The sequence below is a fragment of the Kitasatospora sp. NBC_01250 genome, assembly GCF_036226465.1.
Taxonomy (GTDB): Bacteria; Actinomycetota; Actinomycetes; order Streptomycetales; family Streptomycetaceae; genus Kitasatospora.
This window is the reverse complement of sequence record NZ_CP108476.1, coordinates 7484301-7503865: the sequence shown is the minus strand read 5'-3', so window position 1 is coordinate 7503865 and position 19565 is coordinate 7484301. Positions and strand designations below refer to the sequence as shown.

The window sequence follows — 19565 nt, the reverse complement described above, 5'->3', positions numbered from 1 at the left end:
CTGTCACGGCCGCCAGTGCAGGGCTCAGACCGCGCGGTTGCGCCGCTGGGCCAGTTCGTCGGCCGGGTCGTGTCCGAGCAACGTCTCGCCGGTGTCGGTGCGCTCGGCGTGCAGCCGGGACAGGGTGCCCTCCAGCTCCTGCGCCACCGCACCCACCGCGATGCCGAACATCCCCTGACCGCCCTTCAGCAGGTCGACCACCTGCTGCGGCGAGGTGCACTCGTAGACCGTCGCCCCGTCGCTCATCAGGGTCAACCCGGAGAGCGCGGCCACCTCGGCGCACTGCAGATGGGTGACGGCCACCCGGATGTTCTGCAGCGATACGCCGGCGTCCAGCAGCCGCTTGACGATCTTGAGGATCAGGATGTCCCGGAAGCTGTAGAGCCGCTGCGCACCGGTCGGGTACGAGGCCCGCACGCTCGGCTCGAGCAGGCCGGTCCTGGCCCAGTAGTCGAGCTGACGGTAGGTGATGCCCGCCGCCGCACAGGCCGTCGGCCCGCGATAGGCCAGCGTCCCGGGGGCCGGGGTGATCCGCTCGACGGCCGGTTGGCCGGGCTGGACCGCGGGGAAGCGGCCGACTCTGGGCAGGTCGGCGATGGTCTCGACCGCCGGAGCCTCCCAGGAACGGCCGATCATCGCCCGGTTGCCACGTGGCGGATGGAGGGCGCACGGGCCTCCCAGGGCCGCCTCGTCGCCGCTGCTGCTCATGCCAACCTCCGTCCACTCGTGCGCCGGGCGCCCGGTTCAGGTCAACCCGGCGGCCACCCCTGACGGTAGGCAGTCGTCCAAGACGCGTCAACGATCGCCACGCCGGGTTGGCGAAACCGAATCACTCCGGAGAGTGGTTTCGCGTGCCCCCAGTGTGGGTACGACCGAACACTTTGGCAAAACAGCTGATCGACTCCCGCTCGGACGCCGGACCGCGCGACCCGCTGCGGGCCGCTCGCCGACCGGATCCGCGGCTACTGGGCGCTGCCGCCGAAGTCCTCCGGCGAGACCTGGTCGAGGAACTCGCGGAACTTCTCGACCTCGTCCTCCTGCTCGTCCGGGATCGCGATGCCGGCCTCTGCCAGCACCTCCTCGGCACCGAAGATCGGGGTGCCGGTGCGCAGCGCCAGCGCTATCGCGTCGGAGGGCCGGGCACTGACCTCCACACCACCGGTGAAGACCAGCTCGGCGTAGAAGACGCCCTCGCGCAGGTCGGTGATCCGCACCTCGGTGAGCTGCTGGCCCAGCGCCTCCAGCACGTCCTTGAACAGGTCGTGGGTCAGCGGTCGCACAGGCGTCATGCCCTGCTGGGCGAAGGCGATCGCGGTCGCCTCGCCTGGGCCGATCCAAATCGGCAAGTACCGATCACCCCCCACTTCGCGCAGCAGGACGATCGGCTGGTTGGAGGGCATCTCCACCCGGACACCTACGACGTCGAGCTCATTCACAAGGCAACCCTATGGCCCCGCTCCGAGATATGAAAGCGCGGCCGGTCCCCGCGCACGGGCGCGCCGCACCCGACCCGACCTCGCGGGTCAGAACACCTAGGGCCGCAGCCCGGCCTGGACCATGGTGGCGTGCAGCCGCACGGCCAGGGTGGCCAGCTCGCGGGCGGTGGTCTCGGCGTGTGCCCTGGTCTGCGGGTTGCGGTGGCGTCGCAACGGGGCGACCACCTGGTCCACCAGCGCGATCTCCCGCTCGGCAGCGGCCTTCACCTGGCGCAGGTGGCGCGGTTCGAGACCGAACCGGCCGAGCTCTGCCACCAGACGGGCGATCTGCAGGGTGTCGGCGTCGTACCCGCCGTCCGGTCCGGCCACCACCAGGCCGTAGGACTCCCAGGCGGCCAGGTCCCGCTCCTCGGCCCCGGCGGCGGCCAGCAGCTCGGCCCGGCCCAGCCGCACGCCCGAGCTCGGGCCCGCGGCTGCGACCAGCTCGCGGTCGGCCTCCTCCAGCGGGCCGGGGCGGGCGTCCGCCGCCGGCAGGGCCGGCGGCGCCTCCCCGCGCTCGATCGCGTCCAGGTGCTCGCGGATCACCCGCAGCGGCAGGTAGTGGTCGCGCTGCATGCGCAGCACGTAGGCCAGCCGCTCGACGTCGGAGGGGCCGAACTTGCGGTAGCCCGAGGGCGTGCGCTGCGGCTCGACCAGGCCCTCCGCCTCCAGGAAGCGGATCTTGGAGATGGTGACTTCCGGGAAGTCCTCGCGCAGGAAGGCGAGCACCGCGCCGATGCTCAGCAGCTCGCCGCCGCGTGGTTCGGCCGCCCGGGGCACGAGGCCGCCGGGGCGACGCTGGGGGGTCACGGTCTGATTCGAGGTCACTCGCGCTCTCCTGCCGCCGTCGTGGTGCCGAATCCCCCCGCCGTCCGCCCGTGCCCCAGCCCCGTGCCCCGCCGGCGCCCCCGGTGCCTCAGTACCGCTGAGGTCCCGCGAAGAACACCAGGCGGTACTTGCCGATCTGCACCTCGTCACCGTTGTTCAGACCGACCTCGTCGATCCGCTCACGGTTGACGTACGTCCCGTTCAGGCTGCCGACGTCCGCGACGCTGAAACCACCCGGGCGACGGCGGAACTCCACGTGCCGGCGCGAGACGGTGACGTCGTCGAGGAAGATGTCGCCCTGCGGGTGCCGACCGGCGGTGGTGACGTCCGCGTCCAGCAGGAAGCGGCTGCCGGAGTTCGGACCGCGCTGGACGATCAGCAGCGCGGAGCCCGGGGGCAGCGCGTCGATCGCGGCCAGCACCTCGGCCGAGAGCGCCGGGGTGGCCCCGGTGCCGGTGGCCGTGGGGTCGTAGGACTCCAGGCCGGAGATCGAGATGGTCGAGGTGGTCTCGGCCGGCATCTCCGGCGCACCACCGCGCAGCGGGCTGCCGCAGTTGTTGCAGAACCTGGCGGTGGCCGGGTTCTGGTTGCCGCACCGGGGACAGACGATCGGGCCGGTCATGTTCGCAGCCTCCTGGCGCGGTACTCCCCCTGGGACATGCCCGGCATAGGACTCCGGGGCAAACCCTCCACCAGAGGTTGAGGGTCCTGACGGGAAACCTATGCGCGGGCCGCCCGAAGGGTCAACCGACGCGCCGTAGCCCGCGTCGCGGAAGAGCGGGCGCTCACCGGCCGGCTGGTAGCCGTCCTGCGGGGCGCCACGCATCCCGGGGACCTGGCCCGCCTCGTCCTCCTCGCGCCGATGGCGCGCGGTGGGCATTTCCACCGCCGCGCGACGGCGGTTGGAGCGGCCGAACAGCTTCGAGAAAAAACTCACGGGCGAATCCCCTTGCGTGAAACAGACCCGCCCGCGGGGCAGGGTGAGAACCTCGGACAGGCGGCGAGCCCGGCGTTCGGCCGGGGCTTCGGGAGTGGTACAGCACAGTCTGACCGACGCCGTTCCGGTGGTCTGCACCGGGGGGCGCTCAGTCGCGCAGGTGGGAAGTGGTCCAGCCGACGGGGCGTCAGGCGAATCGGATGGTTCCTCACTTCGCCGCCGGCTTGGCGAACTGCGCCGATCCGGGTGCGGCCAGTGCGTCCACCGTCAGCTTCTGCTGCTCCGAGATGTTGGTACCCACCTGCTCCTTCTCCAAAGTACGGACGATGCCGCCCGGAATGTTCAGAGCGGGCGTCAGGTCCTGCGGACTGCCGATCACCGTGAAGCGGTACGGCTGCGCGACCTTCTTCCCGTCGATCGCCACCCCGCCCGAGGGCAGGTCGGTGAAGTAGGTGTGCGCCACCACTCGGACATCGTTGATCTGAATCGCCTCCGCCCCCGCAGCTCGGAGTTCCTGCAGGGTGTCCAGCAGCATATCTGCCTTGACCTGCCCCTGGGGGTCATCGACAGTCAGTACGATCCCCGGTCCGCTGGCCTTGACCGTGCCGGCCAGCACGCCCAGCTCCAGCGCCTTCTGCCGGGTCTGCTCCTGCGCCTCCTTGGCCTGGTTCGAGCTGTTCTCCAACTGGGTCAGGGACTGGTCCAGTTGACCCTTCTCCTGTTGCAGACGCTGCTGACGGCTGTCCAGTTCGTCCAGGATCCGGACCAGGTCCTCCTGACGGGCGCCGCGCAGCGCGCTGTGGTCGTTGGTGCTGCGCACCTGGATCGCCAGGCCCAGGCCCAGCGCGAAGAGCAGCAGGGCCACCACCAGCTGGCCACGGGACAGGCGCGGCGGCCACAGGGCCTTGCGCAGGCGTCCGCGGCCGTCGAGCGGGGGCCGCGCGGGGGCGGACGACTCGTCGGCCCTCTCGTCCCCGGCGACGCCCTCCGCAGCCGGGGCCTGCTCCTCGGCGGGTTCGTCCGTGCCGAGTCCGTCCGTGCCGGGGTCCTCCGTGCTGAGTTCGTCCGTGCCGGGGTCCTCCGTGCTGAGTTCGTCCGTGCCGGGGTCGTCGCCGACCGGCTCGTCGGTGTCGGGTTCGCCGCCGTCAGGTGCGTCGATCGGGGGCGCGCCGGTCTCGGGCGCCGTCGCGTGGCGCTCCCCCGGCTCGCGCGGTTCGTCCGCAGTCTCGTCCTGTGTCACGTCTCGCCCCGGCCTCAGGCCCGGAACACATGGCGCCGAATGGCGGCCGCGTTCGAGAAGATCCGGATGCCCAGCACCACGACCACGCCGGTGGACAGCTGCGACCCCACGCCCAGTTGGTCGCCGAGGAAGACGATCAGCGCGGCCACCACCACGTTGGACAGGAAGGAGACCACGAAGACCTTGTCGTCGAAGATCCCGTCCAGCATCGCCCGCACCCCGCCGAAGACGGCGTCCAGCGCGGCCACCACCGCGATCGGCAGGTACGGGACCACGGCGGCCGGCACCGAGGGCTGCACGAAGAGTCCGGCGACGACCCCGGCCACCAGGCCCAGTACGGCGATCACGGCTTGGATGCTCCTGTCGTTGAAGGCGAGGGGCCTATGGAGGCTGTGGAAGAGGGCTTGGCTGCCGGACTCCCGGCGGGAGCGGGTGCCGGGCCTGCGGAGGACACCGGTGCGGGAGCGGCCGAACCCTCGTCGGGTGTGGCGAGCCGCAGCGTGAAGCCGACCGCACCCGGCAGGTCCAACGAGTGCTGCGGGCTGACGGTCGCCCTGATCCCGTAGCTGTCCTCCAAAAGCCGGAGGTACTGACCGCCCATGCTGTCCTGGAAGGCGCCCGGCAGCCGCTTCTCGTCGCCCACCGCCAGCACCGTGTACGGCGGCACCAGCGGCCGGTTGTCGACCAGGATCGCGTCACCGGCGGCCCGGATCGCCGAGAGCGCGGTGAGCCGCTGTCCGTTCACCGCGACCGCCTCCGCACCGGCCTGCCAGAGGCCGTTGACGATCAGTTGCAGGTCCCGGTCGTGCAGCCGCTCGCCGCTGAAGTTGTCGGCGGTGCGCGGGTCGACCCCGCCGCCGCCAGTATCGGAGGCGTCGTCGAGGACCAGCTTGAGACCGGGGCCCTTGACCGCGCCGGTGCCCACCGCGGAGGTCAGCGCGGCGAGGGCGGCGTCGTCGCCGTTCTCCTTCAGGGCGCGCCGCTGCTCCTGGTCGACCTGGGTCCGCGCCGCCTCGACCTGCGCCTGCAGCTTGTCGTCGGCCGCGGTGCCGTCGTTGACCCGCTGGACCAGCGCGTCGTGCTGCTTGGCCAGGGTGGGCTCGGCCTCGTGCGCGTTGACCCCACTGACCGTCACCACCGCGGCCGCCAGGGCCAGACCTGTCGCGAGCACCAGCCGGCCCTTGGCGGTGGTGGGCAGCCGACGGCGGCCCACCTCGCCCCGGGCCCGGGCGGCAGCCGCGTAGCCCTCGTCCAGGCTCTGGTCCATGACGGTGGTCAGCAACGTCATCGAGGCGTCAGGGCGGGAGAACCGCCCGTGTCCCCTGGTCGGTGGCCGCGTCGCTGACATGCGGGACATCGTCCCATGACCGCGCGGCCCGCGACGACCAGCCCCCGACGTCAGGGACCGGCCGTGACGGGCCGCGCGGTCAGGCCTGGCTCAGCGTCCGGCGCTGTCGACCACCGCCGCCCACTCCTCCAGCAGGCTCTGGGTCGCCTCGTCGTCCGGCCCCTCGGCCCACAGGTGGGTGACCGCCTCCGCCGGGTCGGGCAGCACCAGGGTCCAGCGGCCGTCCGGCTCGACCACCCGGACACCGTCGGTGGTGTCCAGCAGCCGGTTGCCGGCCGCCTCCACCACCGAGCGCATCACCATGCCCTTGGCCGCCCACGGGGTGGCCACGTCGCGGCGCTGCATGTGGGCCTGCGGAATCCGCGCGTCGATCTGACTGAGCGTCAGCTGGGTGCGGGCCACCAGGCCGACCAGCCGGACGAACGCCGCAGCCCCGTCGAGCACCCCGCTGAACTCGGGGACCACGAAGCCGCCCCGGCCGTCACCGCCGAAGATCGTGCCCTCGGCGGCAGCCGCCTTGGCGAGGTCGTCGGGCGAGGTGCTGGTCCAGGTGACCTGGGTGCCGTGGTACGCCGCGACCTGCTCGGCGATCCGCGTGGTGGTCACCGGCAGCGCGGCCTGCCCGCTGCGCCGCTCGGCGGCGACCAGGTCGAGCAGCACCAACAGCGCCCGGTCGTCCTCGATCACCCGGCCCAGCTCGTCCACGAAGGAGACCCGCTCGCCCACCGGGTCGAACCGCACCCCGAAGGCCGCCCGGGAGGAGGCCACCAGGGCACCGAGCCGGGCCAGGCCCGCCCTGCGCTCCTCGGCGTCCTCGGTGGGCCTGGCCTCGTCCAGACCGCTGCTGACGCTCAGTGCCTCCACCCCGAGCCGGCCCAGGATGCTGGGCAGGACCAGACCGGCGCTGCCGTGCGCGGTGTCCACCACCACCTTGAGCCCGGCCTCGCGCACCCCCGTGGTGTCGATCGCCCGCAGCAGGTTGCCCGCGTAGGAGTCGAAGACACTGGACGGGAAGGTCAGGTCGCCGATCTCCCCCGGGAACGCCCGGCGGTACTCCTGGCGGGCGTAGACCCGGTCCAGCTTGCGCTGGCCGGCCTGCGAGAGGTCGGCACCGCGCTCGTCGAAGAACAGGATGTCCAGCGAGTCCGGCACACCGGGCGTGGTGCGCAGGAAGATCCCGCCGGCACTGCCGCGCGCGGTGTGCTGACGGGCCACCGGCATCGGCACGTTCTCCAGGTCCCGGACGTCGATCGCGCTGGTCTGCAGTGCCGAGATCATCGCCCGTTTGAGCGCACGGGCACCACGCGAGTGGTCACGCGCGATGGTGACGGTCGCGCCCTTCTTCAGGGTGGTCGCGTACGCGCCGGCCAGCCGCACGGCCAGCTCCGGGGTGATCTCGACGTTGAGGATGCCGGAGACGCCGCGGGCCCCGAACAGGTGCTCCTGGCCGCGCGACTCCCAGATCACCGAGGTGTTGACGAAGGCGCCGGCCTCGATGGTCTTGAACGGGTAGACCCGCACCCCGCCGGCGATGATCGACTCCTCGCCGATCAGGCACTCGTCGCCGATGACCGCGCCGTCCTCGATCCGGGCCGCGCGCATCACATCGGTGTTCTTGCCGACCACGCAGCCGCGCAGGTTGGTCTGGGGTCCGATGTAGACGTTGTCGTGGATCACGGCCTTGTGCAGGAACGCGCCACGCTTGACCACCACGTTGCTGCCGAGCACCGTGTGCTCGCGCAGCTCCACACCGGCCTCCACCTTGGCGTAGTCGCCGATGTAGAGCGGGCCGCGCAGGACCGCCTCCGGATCCACCTCGGCGCCCTCCGCGACCCAGACGCCCGGCGAGATCTCGAAGCCGTCCAGCTCGACGTCGACCTTGCCCTCCAGGACGTCGGCCTGCGCCTTGCCGTAGCTCTCGTGCGTGCCGACGTCCTCCCAGTAGCCCTCGGCCACGTACCCGTAGACCGGCTTGCCCTCCTTGAGCAACTGGGGGAAGACGTCACTCGACCAGTCCACCGACTGCCCCGCCGCGACGTAGTCGAAGACCTCGGGCTCCATGACGTAGATCCCGGTGTTCACCGTGTCCGAGAAGACCTGCCCCCAGGTGGGCTTCTCCAGGAACCGCTCGACCCGGCCCTCGTCGTCGACGATCGTGATTCCGAATTCCAATGGGTCGGGGACCCGGGTGAGGCAGACGGTGACCAGGGCGCCCTTGCTCCGGTGAAAAGCGATCAGCTCGGAAAGATCAAAATCGGTGAGGGCGTCTCCGGAGATCACCAGAAAGGAGTCGTCCCGCAGTGCGTCCTCGGCGTTCTTGACGCTCCCCGCGGTGCCGAGCGGAATCTCCTCGTTCGCATAGCTGAGGCTCATACCGAGTTCCTCGCCATCGCCGAAGTAGTTCTTCACCAGCGATGCGAGGAACTGCACGGTGACGACCGTATCGGTGAGGCCGTGCCGCTTGAGCAGCCGAAGCACGTGCTCCATGATCGGGCGATTGGCCACCGGCAGAAGCGGCTTCGGCATACTCGAAGTCATCGGGCGGAGACGAGTTCCCTCGCCTCCTGCCATCACAACGGCTTTCATTGCGGGTGCGTCCTCCTTCGCGGCAATGGACTCGCCGTCCATCAAACCGTTCCAGGACACCTCTACCCGGCAAAAATGATCCGACGCGCGGGAGCGCGGGTTAACTGCGCCACGATTACAGCGTGTCGGGCACCGTGTCTCAGAGGGTGGTCGCTCCGGTCGCCGCCCTGGCGATCTGCCGGGTCTGCATCGCATAGAGGATGCCGGCCCACCAGTACAGCACCGTGCCCCACCAGATGAACGCCCAGCTGACGGCGTTCGCCGTGCTGTGGAACCAGCCGTCGCCCTGCCCCAGCAGCAGCAGCGGGAAGCCGTACATCAGATTGAAGGTGGCCGCCTTGCCCAGAAAACTCACCTGCAGCGGGCCGTAGCCGTGACGGTTGAGAACGGGCAGCAGGCAAGTGATGAAGAGGTCGCGGGCCAGCAGGATGCCGGTCAGCCACCACGGCAGGATCCCGCGCCAGGTCAGCCCGAGCAGGGTGGAGAGCACGAACAGCCGGTCCGCCAGCGGATCGAGGATCTGACCGATCCGGCTGATCTGCCCCCAGCGGCGGGCCAGCTTCCCGTCCAGGTAGTCGCTGACACCGCTGAACATCAGGATCGCCAATGCCCAGCCGTCGTTGTTCGGCCCACCGAACTCGGGCCAGAGGATGAGCCAGAGGAAGACCGGGACCCCGACCAGCCTCGCCATGCTGAGCAGGTTGGGGATGGTGAGGACGCGGTCGGTCTGGACGCGCGTCTCCTGGACCTCCACCCGGAGCCTCCTGTCGTACGGTGACGTTGCGGGCAAGACTTTACCCGGCACCGTCGCTAAACGCGAAGAAGCCCCCTTCCCGAAGGAAGGGGGCTTCTTCTGAATGATTGTTCGGCGGCGTCCTACTCTCCCACAGGGTCCCCCCTGCAGTACCATCGGCGCTGTGAGGCTTAGCTTCCGGGTTCGGAATGTAACCGGGCGTTTCCCTCACGCTATGACCACCGAAACACTATGAAACTGTCGACCGGCAACCATCCGCATTCGGATGGGGGTCGTTGTTTCAGAACAACACAGTGGACGCGAGCAACTGAGGACAAGCCCTCGGCCTATTAGTACCGGTCAGCTCCACCCCTTACAGGGCTTCCACATCCGGCCTATCAACCCAGTCGTCTACTGGGAGCCTTACCCTCTCAAGGAGGTGGGAGTGCTCATCTCGAAGCAGGCTTCCCGCTTAGATGCTTTCAGCGGTTATCCCTCCCGAACGTAGCCAACCAGCCATGCCCTTGGCAGGACAACTGGCACACCAGAGGTTCGTCCGTCCCGGTCCTCTCGTACTAGGGACAGCCCTTCTCAACACTCCTACGCGCACAGCGGATAGGGACCGAACTGTCTCACGACGTTCTAAACCCAGCTCGCGTACCGCTTTAATGGGCGAACAGCCCAACCCTTGGGACCTACTCCAGCCCCAGGATGCGACGAGCCGACATCGAGGTGCCAAACCATCCCGTCGATATGGACTCTTGGGGAAGATCAGCCTGTTATCCCCGGGGTACCTTTTATCCGTTGAGCGACGGCGCTTCCACAAGCCACCGCCGGATCACTAGTCCCTGCTTTCGCACCTGCTCGACCCGTCGGTCTCACAGTCAAGCTCCCTTGTGCACTTACACTCAACACCTGATTGCCAACCAGGCTGAGGGAACCTTTGGGCGCCTCCGTTACTCTTTAGGAGGCAACCGCCCCAGTTAAACTACCCACCAGACACTGTCCCTGATCCGGATCACGGACCCAGGTTAGACATCCAGCACGACCAGAGTGGTATTTCAACGTCGACTCCACAACAACTGGCGTTGCCGCTTCAAAGTCTCCCACCTATCCTACACAAGCCGAACCGAACACCAATATCAAGCTATAGTAAAGGTCCCGGGGTCTTTCCGTCCTGCTGCGCGAAACGAGCATCTTTACTCGTAATGCAATTTCACCGGGCCTATGGTTGAGACAGTCGAGAAGTCGTTACGCCATTCGTGCAGGTCGGAACTTACCCGACAAGGAATTTCGCTACCTTAGGATGGTTATAGTTACCACCGCCGTTTACTGGCGCTTAAGTTCTCAGCTTCGCCCCGACGAATCAGAGCTAACCGGTCCCCTTAACGTTCCAGCACCGGGCAGGCGTCAGTCCGTATACATCGCCTTACGGCTTCGCACGGACCTGTGTTTTTAGTAAACAGTCGCTTCTCGCTGGTCTCTGCGGCCGGCCCCAGCTCGGGCAGCAAGTGCCTCCACCAGTTCCGGCCCCCTTCTCCCGAAGTTACGGGGGCATTTTGCCGAGTTCCTTAACCATAGTTCACCCGAACGCCTCGGTATTCTCTACCTGACCACCTGAGTCGGTTTGGGGTACGGGCCGCCATGAAACTCGCTAGAGGCTTTTCTCGACAGCATAGGATCATCCACTTCACCACAATCGGCTCGGCATCAGGTCTCAGCCTTAATGAGTGACGGATTTGCCTATCACTCGGCCTACACCCTTACCCCGGGACAACCACCGCCCGGGCTGGACTACCTTCCTGCGTCACCCCATCGCTCACCTAATACCCTGTTGGATCAGCGGCTCCACCACGTCCCATTGTCCGAAGACTCCGGGCCGGCTTCACGGCTTTAGCATTCAGAGGTTCAGCGTTGGCGCTTCAAAGCGGGTACGGGAATATCAACCCGTTGTCCATCGACTACGCCTGTCGGCCTCGCCTTAGGTCCCGACTTACCCTGGGCAGATCAGCTTGACCCAGGAACCCTTGGTCAATCGGCGCAAGAGTTTCCCACTCTTGTATCGCTACTCATGCCTGCATTCTCACTCGTATACCGTCCACGACTGGATTCCTCCGCCGCTTCACCCGGCACACGACGCTCCCCTACCCATCCACAGCGCCGTTGGGCGTATTCTGTGAATGACACGACTTCGGTGGTGTGCTTGAGCCCCGCTACATTGTCGGCGCGGAATCACTTGACCAGTGAGCTATTACGCACTCTTTCAAGGGTGGCTGCTTCTAAGCCAACCTCCTGGTTGTCTCTGCGACTCCACATCCTTTCCCACTTAGCACACGCTTAGGGACCTTAGTCGGTGTTCTGGGCTGTTTCCCTCTCGACCATGGAGCTTATCCCCCACAGTCTCACTGCCACGCTCTCACTTACCGGCATTCGGAGTTTGGCTAAGGTCAGTAACCCGGTAAGGCCCATCGCCTATCCAGTGCTCTACCTCCGGCAAGAAACACGTGACGCTGCACCTAAATGCATTTCGGGGAGAACCAGCTATCACGGAGTTTGATTGGCCTTTCACCCCTAACCACAGGTCATCCCCCAGGTTTTCAACCCTGGTGGGTTCGGTCCTCCACGCGGTCTTACCCGCGCTTCAACCTGCCCATGGCTAGATCACTCCGCTTCGGGTCTTGGGCATGCAACTACGCATCTAAAAAGACACAGCGCCCTATTCGGACTCGCTTTCGCTACGGCTACCCCACACGGGTTAACCTCGCTACACACCGCAAACTCGCAGGCTCATTCTTCAAAAGGCACGCAGTCACGGCTGATCAACAAGCTGACCAACGACGCTCCCACGGCTTGTAGGCACACGGTTTCAGGTACTATTTCACTCCGCTCCCGCGGTACTTTTCACCATTCCCTCACGGTACTATCCGCTATCGGTCACTAGGGAATATTTAGGCTTAGCGGGTGGTCCCGCCAGATTCACACGGAATTTCTCGGGCTCCGTGCTACTTGGGAGAAGCTCAAGTGAGCCGTACAAGTTTCGTCTACGGGGGTCTTACCCTCTACGCCGGACCTTTCGCATGTCCTTCGACTACCCATACGGTTTCTGACTCACCCGATCGCCGGCAGACGACCGAAGAACTTTCCCACGACCCCGAAGTGGCAACCCCTGCCGGGTCTCGCACCACAACGGTTTAGCCTCATCCGGTTTCGCTCGCCACTACTCCCGGAATCACGGTTGTTTTCTCTTCCTGCGGGTACTGAGATGTTTCACTTCCCCGCGTTCCCTCCACATACCCTATGTGTTCAGGTATGGGTGACAGCCCATGACGACTGCCGGGTTTCCCCATTCGGACACCCCCGGATCAAAGCTCGGTTGACAGCTCCCCGGGGCCTATCGCGGCCTCCCACGTCCTTCATCGGTTCCTAGTGCCAAGGCATCCACCGTGCGCCCTTAAAAACTTGGCCACAGATGCTCGCGTCCACTGTGCAGTTCTCAAACAACGACCAGACACCCACCTACACAACCCGGCAAACACCAGGTCGGTCCGTGGGACCGGCACTGAGACAACGATTACTCGTTCCCTCAGGACCCAACAACGTGCCCGACACACCAGACTCAAGAAACGCTTTCCACGCCGAAGCAGTACTCACGAACCATCACCCAGTGTGCCGAATAGTCAACGTTCCACCCATGAGCAACCGTGCGAGACATTCGCTCGCATCCGGCCATGTGCTCCTTAGAAAGGAGGTGATCCAGCCGCACCTTCCGGTACGGCTACCTTGTTACGACTTCGTCCCAATCGCTGGTCCCACCTTCGACGGCTCCCTCCCAAGGGTTAGGCCACCGGCTTCGGGTGTTACCGACTTTCGTGACGTGACGGGCGGTGTGTACAAGGCCCGGGAACGTATTCACCGCAGCATGCTGATCTGCGATTACTAGCAACTCCAACTTCATGGGGTCGAGTTGCAGACCCCAATCCGAACTGAGGCCGGCTTTTTGGGATTCGCTCCACCTCACGGTATCGCAGCCCTTTGTACCGACCATTGTAGCACGTGTGCAGCCCAAGACATAAGGGGCATGATGATTTGACGTCGTCCCCACCTTCCTCCGAGTTGACCCCGGCAGTCTCCTGTGAGTCCCCATCACCCCGAAAGGCATGCTGGCAACACAGAACAAGGGTTGCGCTCGTTGCGGGACTTAACCCAACATCTCACGACACGAGCTGACGACAACCATGCACCACCTGTATACCGACCACAAGGGGGCGACTATCTCTAGCCGTTTCCGGTATATGTCAAGCCTTGGTAAGGTTCTTCGCGTTGCGTCGAATTAAGCCACATGCTCCGCTGCTTGTGCGGGCCCCCGTCAATTCCTTTGAGTTTTAGCCTTGCGGCCGTACTCCCCAGGCGGGGAACTTAATGCGTTAGCTGCGGCACCGACGACGTGGAATGTCGCCAACACCTAGTTCCCAACGTTTACGGCGTGGACTACCAGGGTATCTAATCCTGTTCGCTCCCCACGCTTTCGCTCCTCAGCGTCAGTAATGGCCCAGAGATCCGCCTTCGCCACCGGTGTTCCTCCTGATATCTGCGCATTTCACCGCTACACCAGGAATTCCGATCTCCCCTACCACACTCTAGCCTGCCCGTATCGAATGCAGACCCGGGGTTAAGCCCCGGGCTTTCACATCCGACGCGACAGGCCGCCTACGAGCTCTTTACGCCCAATAATTCCGGACAACGCTCGCACCCTACGTATTACCGCGGCTGCTGGCACGTAGTTAGCCGGTGCTTCTTCTGCAGGTACCGTCACTTGCGCTTCTTCCCTGCTGAAAGAGGTTTACAACCCGAAGGCCGTCATCCCTCACGCGGCGTCGCTGCATCAGGCTTTCGCCCATTGTGCAATATTCCCCACTGCTGCCTCCCGTAGGAGTCTGGGCCGTGTCTCAGTCCCAGTGTGGCCGGTCGCCCTCTCAGGCCGGCTACCCGTCGTCGCCTTGGTAGGCCATTACCCCACCAACAAGCTGATAGGCCGCGGGCTCATCCTGCACCGCCGGAGCTTTCCACCAACCCCCATGCAGAGGAAGGTCGTATCCGGTATTAGACCCCGTTTCCAGGGCTTGTCCCAGAGTGCAGGGCAGATTGCCCACGTGTTACTCACCCGTTCGCCACTGATCCACCCCGAAGGGCTTCACCGTTCGACTTGCATGTGTTAAGCACGCCGCCAGCGTTCGTCCTGAGCCAGGATCAAACTCTCCGTGAATGTTTACCCGTAATCGGGTCGACACCCGCGTTGAGCGGCACGACAACCACCGGAATAGGGTGGCCTCGCGCACTGCGTCCTCGCTAGTGTTTTACTTCAAAAGGAATCTCCAACCCCAGTCCGAAGACCAAGGCCGGGGATGTCAACATATCTGGCGTTGACTTTTGGCACGCTGTTGAGTTCTCAAGGAACGGACGCTTCCTTCGCAGCCACTTCCGTGGCCCCTCCAGGCGCTTCGTTCTTTCGTGTTCCGAGCTTATCACGTGAGTTTCGCGCCGATTTAACCGGGCATTCACTCAGGCGTTTCGCTGGATTCACATCGCCTCGTGGCGACTCGGCCAACCATAGCCGCTCCCGGCCGGTGCGCCTAATCGAGCATGGTGACCGGCCGAGGGAAGGAGGGCCAGCACCCCGTCGGTTGGCGCGCCGCACCGATCGTCCAGCTCACCCGGATGCCGTAGAGTGCGGCGCGTCGACCAAGAGGACTAGACCACTTGGGTCACGCAGGGGCCTGACCGGCCCGGGATCCGGTCGGCGGCCGGCAGTGGGATGACCGCTGGGTGTCGCATGTGACCGGCCGGGCCGCCTGTCTCTTATGTGACGGTATGTCCAAAGTTGGCATGATTTAGGCTTCAGTCGACATACGCCCCCGCCGCTCCCCCGCGGCCGCACGCCATGTACTCCGCACCTGGGAGGCCCCCACCATGACCACTGTGACGTCGCCGCTGACCGGCCGCGCCATTGGACTCGCCAACGTGCCCGACCCCGTCTTCGCCGGCGCGATGGTGGGTCCCGGGACCGCCATCGACCCGGTGCGCGAGCCCACCACCGCGGTCGCGCCGGTGGACGGCCTGGTCGTCTCCATGCACCCGCACGCGTTCGTGGTGATGGACGCCGACGGGCACGGTGTGCTGACCCACCTCGGCATCGACACCGTGCAGCTGAACGGTGAGGGCTTCGAGCTGCTGGTCAGCAAGGGTGACCAGGTCAAGCGCGGTCAGCCGGTCATCTCGTGGAACCCCGCCGCGGTCGAGGCCGCCGGCAAGTCGCCGATCTCCCCGATCGTTGCGCTGGAGGCCACGGCCGAGGCGCTCAGCGCGGTGGCCGAGACCGGTGAGGTCGCCACTGGCGGCGACCTCTTCACCTGGAACTGAGAGACCCCGGCACCGATACTCCCGGCGCCAAGACGACGAAACGCCGGACAGTGCCCCGTTCCACGTGCTCGAGTGGGACGGGGCGGCAGTGCGGGCGAAAGGAAAGAAGCACATGGAGAAGACGCTGCGCGGCGTAGGTGTCAGCCACGGGGTCGCCATCGGCCAGGTGCGGCACATGGGGACCGCAGTGCTGGAGCCCCCGGCCCACCAGATTCCGACCGAGGACGCACCGCGCGAGCAGGCCCGGGCCAAGCAGGCCGTGGACGCCGTGGCCGCCGACCTGATCGCACGCGGCACGCTGGCCGGCGGCGAGGCGCAGGCCGTGCTGGAGGCCCAGGCGCTGATGGCACAGGACCCCGAGCTGCTCGCGGACGTGGAGCGGCGGATCACCGTGGGCAGCAGCGCCGAGCGCGCGGTCTACGACGCGTTCGCGGCCTACCGGGCGCTGCTCGCCGCGGCCGGCGAGTACCTGGCGGGCCGGGTGGCGGACCTGGACGACGTGCGCAACCGGATCGTGGCGCGGCTGCTGGGCGTGCCGATGCCCGGTGTGCCGGACAGCGACGAGCCGTACGTGCTGTTCGCCCGCGACCTGGCGCCGGCCGACACCGCGCTGCTGGACCCGACCCTGGTGCTCGGCTTCGTGACCGAGGAGGGCGGCCCGACCAGCCACTCGGCGATCCTGGCCCGCGCGCTGGGCGTGCCGGCCGTGGTGGCGCTGCCGAACGCCACCGACGTGGCCGAGGGTGTCGTGGTGGCGGTGGACGGCAGCAGCGGTGAGGTGCTGCTGGACCCGAGCGGGGAGAAGCAGGACGAGCTGCGCCGTCTGGCCGCCGAGCGCAAGGCCGCGCTGGCCGCCTCGTCCGGCCCCGGGCGGACCTCGGACGGGCACCTGGTGCCGCTGCTGGCGAACGTCGGCGGCCCGGCCGACGTGGCCGCGGCGCTGGAGGCGGGCGCCGAGGGCGTCGGGCTGTTCCGCACCGAGTTCCTCTTCCTGGACGACTCGAAGCGTGCGCCGAGCGAGCAGTCCCAGGTCGAGGCCTATCACAAGGTGCTGGAGGCCTTCCCGGAGGGCCGCGTGGTGGTGCGCGTGCTGGACGCCGGCGCGGACAAGCCGCTGGAGTTCCTGACCCCGGCCGACGAGCCGAACCCGGCGCTGGGGGTGCGGGGTCTGCGCACCCTGCTGGAGCACCCGGAGGTGCTGCGGACCCAGCTGCGCGCGCTGGCCGCCGCGGCCGAGGGCCTGCCGGTGCACCTGGAGGTCATGGCCCCGATGGTGGCCGACCGGGCGGACGCCAAGGCGTTCGCGCAGGCCTGCCGCGAGGCCGGGCTGCAGGCGAAGTACGGGGCGATGGTGGAGATCCCGTCCGCCGCGCTGCGGGCCCGCTCGATCCTGGAGGAGGTCGAGTTCCTCTCGCTGGGCACCAACGACCTCGCGCAGTACACCTTCGCGGCGGACCGTCAGGTCGGCGCGCTGGCCCGGCTGCAGGACCCCTGGCAGCCGGCCCTGCTGGACCTGATCGCGGCTGCCGCGGGTGCGGCCAAGGCCGCGGGCAAGAGCTGCGGCGTCTGCGGCGAGGCGGCTGCCGACCCGCTGCTGGCCTGCGTGCTGACCGGCCTCGGGGTGACCAGCCTGTCGATGGGCTCGGCCTCGATCCCGTACGTGCGGGCCTCGCTGGCGACCTACACGCTGGCCCAGTGCCGGCGGGCGGCGGAGGCGGCGCGGGCCGCCGACAGCGCCGAGGAGGCGCGGATCGCCGCGCAGCAGGTGCTGTCCGGCGAGTGAGCCGGGAGCTGTACGGGTAGCGGGGCCGCGCCGTCGTGGCGGGGCCCCGCTCGCGTGCTCAGGCCCGGCGCTCGCGGCCCAGGCGCTCGAAGAAGCGCAGGTGCTCCAGGTTGTCGACCGAACCGGGGTTGACCGCCTGGTCGAGCGGGGTGCCGGCGAGCAGGCGCTTGACCGGGACCTCGATCCGCTTGCCGGTGAGGGTGTGCGGCAGGCCGGTGACGGCGACGACCTCGTCGGGGACGTGGCGCGGCGAGAGCTGCTCGCGCAGCACGGTGCGGATCCGTCCGCGCAGCTCGTCGTCCAGCTCGGCGCCGGGGGCGAGGACGACGAAGAGCGGCATCCAGTAGCCGCCGTTCTCCTCCTCCAGGCCGATCACCAGGGACTCGGCGATCTCGGGGAGGCGCTCGACCACCTCGTAGATGTCGGAGGAGCCCATCCGCACGCCCTGGCGGTTGAGGGTGGAGTCGGAGCGGCCGTGGATGATCACGGTGCCGCGCGAGGTGACGGTGATCCAGTCGCCGTGCCGCCAGGTGCCGGGGAACATCTCGAAGTAGCTGTCCCGGTAGCGGGTGCCGTCGGGGTCGTTCCAGAAGCCGGTGGGCATCGAGGGGATCGGCTGGGTGACGACCAGCTCGCCGACCTCGTCGGTGTGCGGCTTGCCGTTGACGTCCCAGGACTCGACGGCCGCGCCCAGGCAGGGGGCCTGGATCTCGCCCAGGTGGACCGGCAGGGTGGGGACGCCGCCGACGAAGCAGCTGCAGACGTCGGTGCCGCCGCTGACCGAGGCGAGCCAGACGTCCGTCTTGACCTCGTCGTAGATCCAGCGGAAGCCGTCGGGGGGCAGCGGGGAGCCGGTGGTGCCGATGCAGCGCACGGCCGAGAGGTCGAGGTCGCGGCCGGGGTGCAGTTCGGCCTTGCGGCTGGCGATCACGTAGGCCGCCGAGGTGCCGAGCACGGTGGCGCGGGTGCGGGCGGCCACCTCCCACAGGGCGCCCGTGGTGGGGTGGCCCGGGCTGCCGTCGTAGGTGACCACGGTGGCGCCCACCAGCAGGCCGGCGACCAGGAAGTTCCACATCATCCAGCCGGTGGAGGTGTACCAGAGGAAGCGGTCCTTCGGGCCGAGGTCGAGCTGGAGGGCGGCCTGCTTGAGGTGCTCGACCAGGATGCCGCCCTGGCTCTGCACGATGGCCTTGGGCAGGCCGGTGGTGCCCGAGGAGTAGAGCACCCAGAGCGGGTGGTCGAAGGGGAGCTGCTCGAAGACGGGCTCGACGGCGGCGGCGGTCAGGTCGGCCCAGTCGAGGGCGGCCTCGGGGGCCGGGGAGCCGAGCAGCGGCACGTGCACCAGCGCACGCACGGTGGGCAGCTCGCGGCGCAGCTCGGCGACCACCTCGGTGCGGTCGTGGTTCTTGCCGCCGTAGTGGTAGCCGTCGACCGCGAAGAGCACCACGGGTTCGATCTGCTGCAGGCGGTCCAGCACGCTGCGGGCGCCGAAGTCGGGGGCGCAGGAGGTCCAGATCGCGCCGATCGAGGCGGTGGCGAGCAACGCGACGACGGCCTGCGGGATGTTGGGCAGGTAGGCGCCGACCCGGTCGCCGGGGCGCACGCCGAGCGCGCGCAGCTCGGCGGCCAGCGAGCCGACCTGGCGGCGCAGCTCGGCCCAGCTCAGCGCGATCGGCTCGGCGGTGGTCTCGTCCAGGTGCAGGATCGCGGGCAGCTCGGCGTGCGCGGGGTCGGCGCCGAAGCGCAGCGCGTGCTCCGCGTAGTTGAGGGTGGCACCGGGGAACCAGCGGGTGCCGGGCATCGTGGCGTCGGCGAGCACGGCCTGCGGCGGGGTGCCGAAACGGACGTCGAAGTACTCGGTGACCGCGGTCCAGAAGCGCGCCAGATCGGCGGTGGACCAGGCGTGCAGCGCGGCGTAGCGGGCGGCGGCGGTGGCGTCGTCCGGGGCGGGGGCCAGCGGGGCGGCGGGGGCGCCGTGGTGCTCGGCGGCCCAGGCCTGGAAGGCGACCAGGCGGGTGGCCGCTGCCGCCTCGGGGCGGGGACGCCAGAGCGGCTGGTCGGCGGGCGCGCCGGCGGCGGCCTGGTCCTGGGATGGGGTGCTCACGGTGGTGGTCTCCCGGCCGGAAGGTGGGGGCGGGGGTGGCGCTGGTGGCGGCTCCCGTCCCGTGCGTACGGACGGTCCAGACCCTGCCATGTGATCGTTCGCCGCGCCAGAGGC

Annotated in this window: 12 protein-coding genes and 3 rRNA genes; 2 read left to right on the top strand and 13 right to left on the bottom strand. The window is 67.8% G+C overall.

Annotated elements, in window-relative coordinates; translation table 11 throughout:
* Window positions 1-24 precede the first annotated feature (24 nt).
* The 12 genes from OG500_RS31810 to OG500_RS31755 form a co-directional block, all read right to left on the bottom strand.
* Window positions 25-708 (bottom strand): MerR family transcriptional regulator, encoded by a 684-nt coding sequence (locus tag OG500_RS31810; protein WP_329585063.1) that lies wholly within the window; start codon window positions 706-708, stop codon window positions 25-27.
* A gap of 254 nt (window positions 709-962) precedes the next feature.
* The gene (locus tag OG500_RS31805) at window positions 963-1436 is read right to left on the bottom strand and encodes a bifunctional nuclease family protein (RefSeq protein WP_327070278.1); all 474 of its coding nucleotides are present in this window, start codon (window positions 1434-1436) and stop codon (window positions 963-965) included.
* 96 nt (window positions 1437-1532) lie between these two features.
* Window positions 1533-2219, bottom strand: a complete 687-nt coding sequence (gene ftsR / locus OG500_RS31800) for a transcriptional regulator FtsR (protein ID WP_327071766.1) — start codon at window positions 2217-2219, stop codon at window positions 1533-1535.
* Between the two features lie 172 nt (window positions 2220-2391).
* Entirely contained in the window at window positions 2392-3240 is an 849-nt protein-coding gene (locus OG500_RS31795; RefSeq protein ID WP_442789273.1) for an FHA domain-containing protein, read from the bottom strand.
* Between the two features lie 208 nt (window positions 3241-3448).
* Window positions 3449-4480, bottom strand: a complete 1032-nt coding sequence (locus OG500_RS31790) for a DUF881 domain-containing protein (protein WP_329585060.1) — start codon at window positions 4478-4480, stop codon at window positions 3449-3451.
* A gap of 14 nt (window positions 4481-4494) precedes the next feature.
* Window positions 4495-4827: a small basic family protein gene (locus tag OG500_RS31785; RefSeq protein WP_327070276.1), complete on the bottom strand. Its 333-nt coding sequence runs from the start codon at window positions 4825-4827 to the stop codon at window positions 4495-4497.
* The gene (locus OG500_RS31780; protein ID WP_442907091.1) at window positions 4824-5837 is read right to left on the bottom strand and encodes a DUF881 domain-containing protein; all 1014 of its coding nucleotides are present in this window, start codon (window positions 5835-5837) and stop codon (window positions 4824-4826) included. Before OG500_RS31780 ends, OG500_RS31785 begins: the two co-directional genes overlap by 4 nt.
* A gap of 81 nt (window positions 5838-5918) precedes the next feature.
* Window positions 5919-8414, bottom strand: a complete 2496-nt coding sequence (locus tag OG500_RS31775) for a mannose-1-phosphate guanyltransferase (RefSeq protein ID WP_327070274.1) — start codon at window positions 8412-8414, stop codon at window positions 5919-5921.
* A gap of 139 nt (window positions 8415-8553) precedes the next feature.
* Window positions 8554-9168, bottom strand: coding sequence for a CDP-alcohol phosphatidyltransferase family protein (locus OG500_RS31770; protein WP_327070273.1), 615 nt, complete (start codon window positions 9166-9168; stop codon window positions 8554-8556).
* A 109-nt stretch (window positions 9169-9277) separates the two neighbouring features.
* Window positions 9278-9394: ribosomal RNA gene (rrf, locus tag OG500_RS31765) — 5S ribosomal RNA — on the bottom strand.
* An 83-nt stretch (window positions 9395-9477) separates the two neighbouring features.
* A 23S ribosomal RNA gene (locus OG500_RS31760) occupies window positions 9478-12612 on the bottom strand.
* 276 nt (window positions 12613-12888) lie between these two features.
* Window positions 12889-14410 (bottom strand): 16S ribosomal RNA (locus OG500_RS31755).
* The 16S, 23S and 5S rRNA genes sit together here, the layout of an rRNA operon.
* Window positions 14411-15114: 704 nt before the next feature.
* Between OG500_RS31755 and OG500_RS31750 the strand changes: the two genes are divergently transcribed.
* Together OG500_RS31750 and ptsP are read left to right on the top strand one after the other, a co-directional pair.
* A complete protein-coding gene (locus OG500_RS31750; RefSeq protein ID WP_327070272.1) occupies window positions 15115-15564 on the top strand; it encodes a PTS sugar transporter subunit IIA in 450 nt (149 codons plus the stop codon).
* 112 nt (window positions 15565-15676) lie between these two features.
* Window positions 15677-17347 carry a phosphoenolpyruvate--protein phosphotransferase gene (ptsP, locus tag OG500_RS31745; protein ID WP_329585052.1) on the top strand — a complete coding sequence of 557 codons (1671 nt, stop codon included), beginning with the start codon at window positions 15677-15679 and terminating at the stop codon, window positions 17345-17347.
* A 58-nt stretch (window positions 17348-17405) separates the two neighbouring features.
* Here the strand turns inward: ptsP and OG500_RS31740 are convergent, their stop codons facing one another.
* Window positions 17406-19451, bottom strand: a complete 2046-nt coding sequence (locus tag OG500_RS31740) for an acetoacetate--CoA ligase (protein ID WP_329585049.1) — start codon at window positions 19449-19451, stop codon at window positions 17406-17408.
* Window positions 19452-19565 lie beyond the last annotated feature (114 nt).

Coding starts and splice junctions, on each gene's coding strand:
- ptsP (WP_329585052.1), top strand. CDS start 15,677: ATGGAGAAGACGCTGCGCGGCGTAGGTGTCAGCCACGGGGTCGCCATC.
- OG500_RS31750 (WP_327070272.1), top strand. CDS start 15,115: ATGACCACTGTGACGTCGCCGCTGACCGGCCGCGCCATTGGACTCGCC.
- OG500_RS31810 (WP_329585063.1), bottom strand. CDS start 708: ATGAGCAGCAGCGGCGACGAGGCGGCCCTGGGAGGCCCGTGCGCCCTC.
- OG500_RS31775 (WP_327070274.1), bottom strand. CDS start 8,414: ATGAAAGCCGTTGTGATGGCAGGAGGCGAGGGAACTCGTCTCCGCCCG.
- OG500_RS31780 (WP_442907091.1), bottom strand. CDS start 5,837: ATGTCCCGCATGTCAGCGACGCGGCCACCGACCAGGGGACACGGGCGG.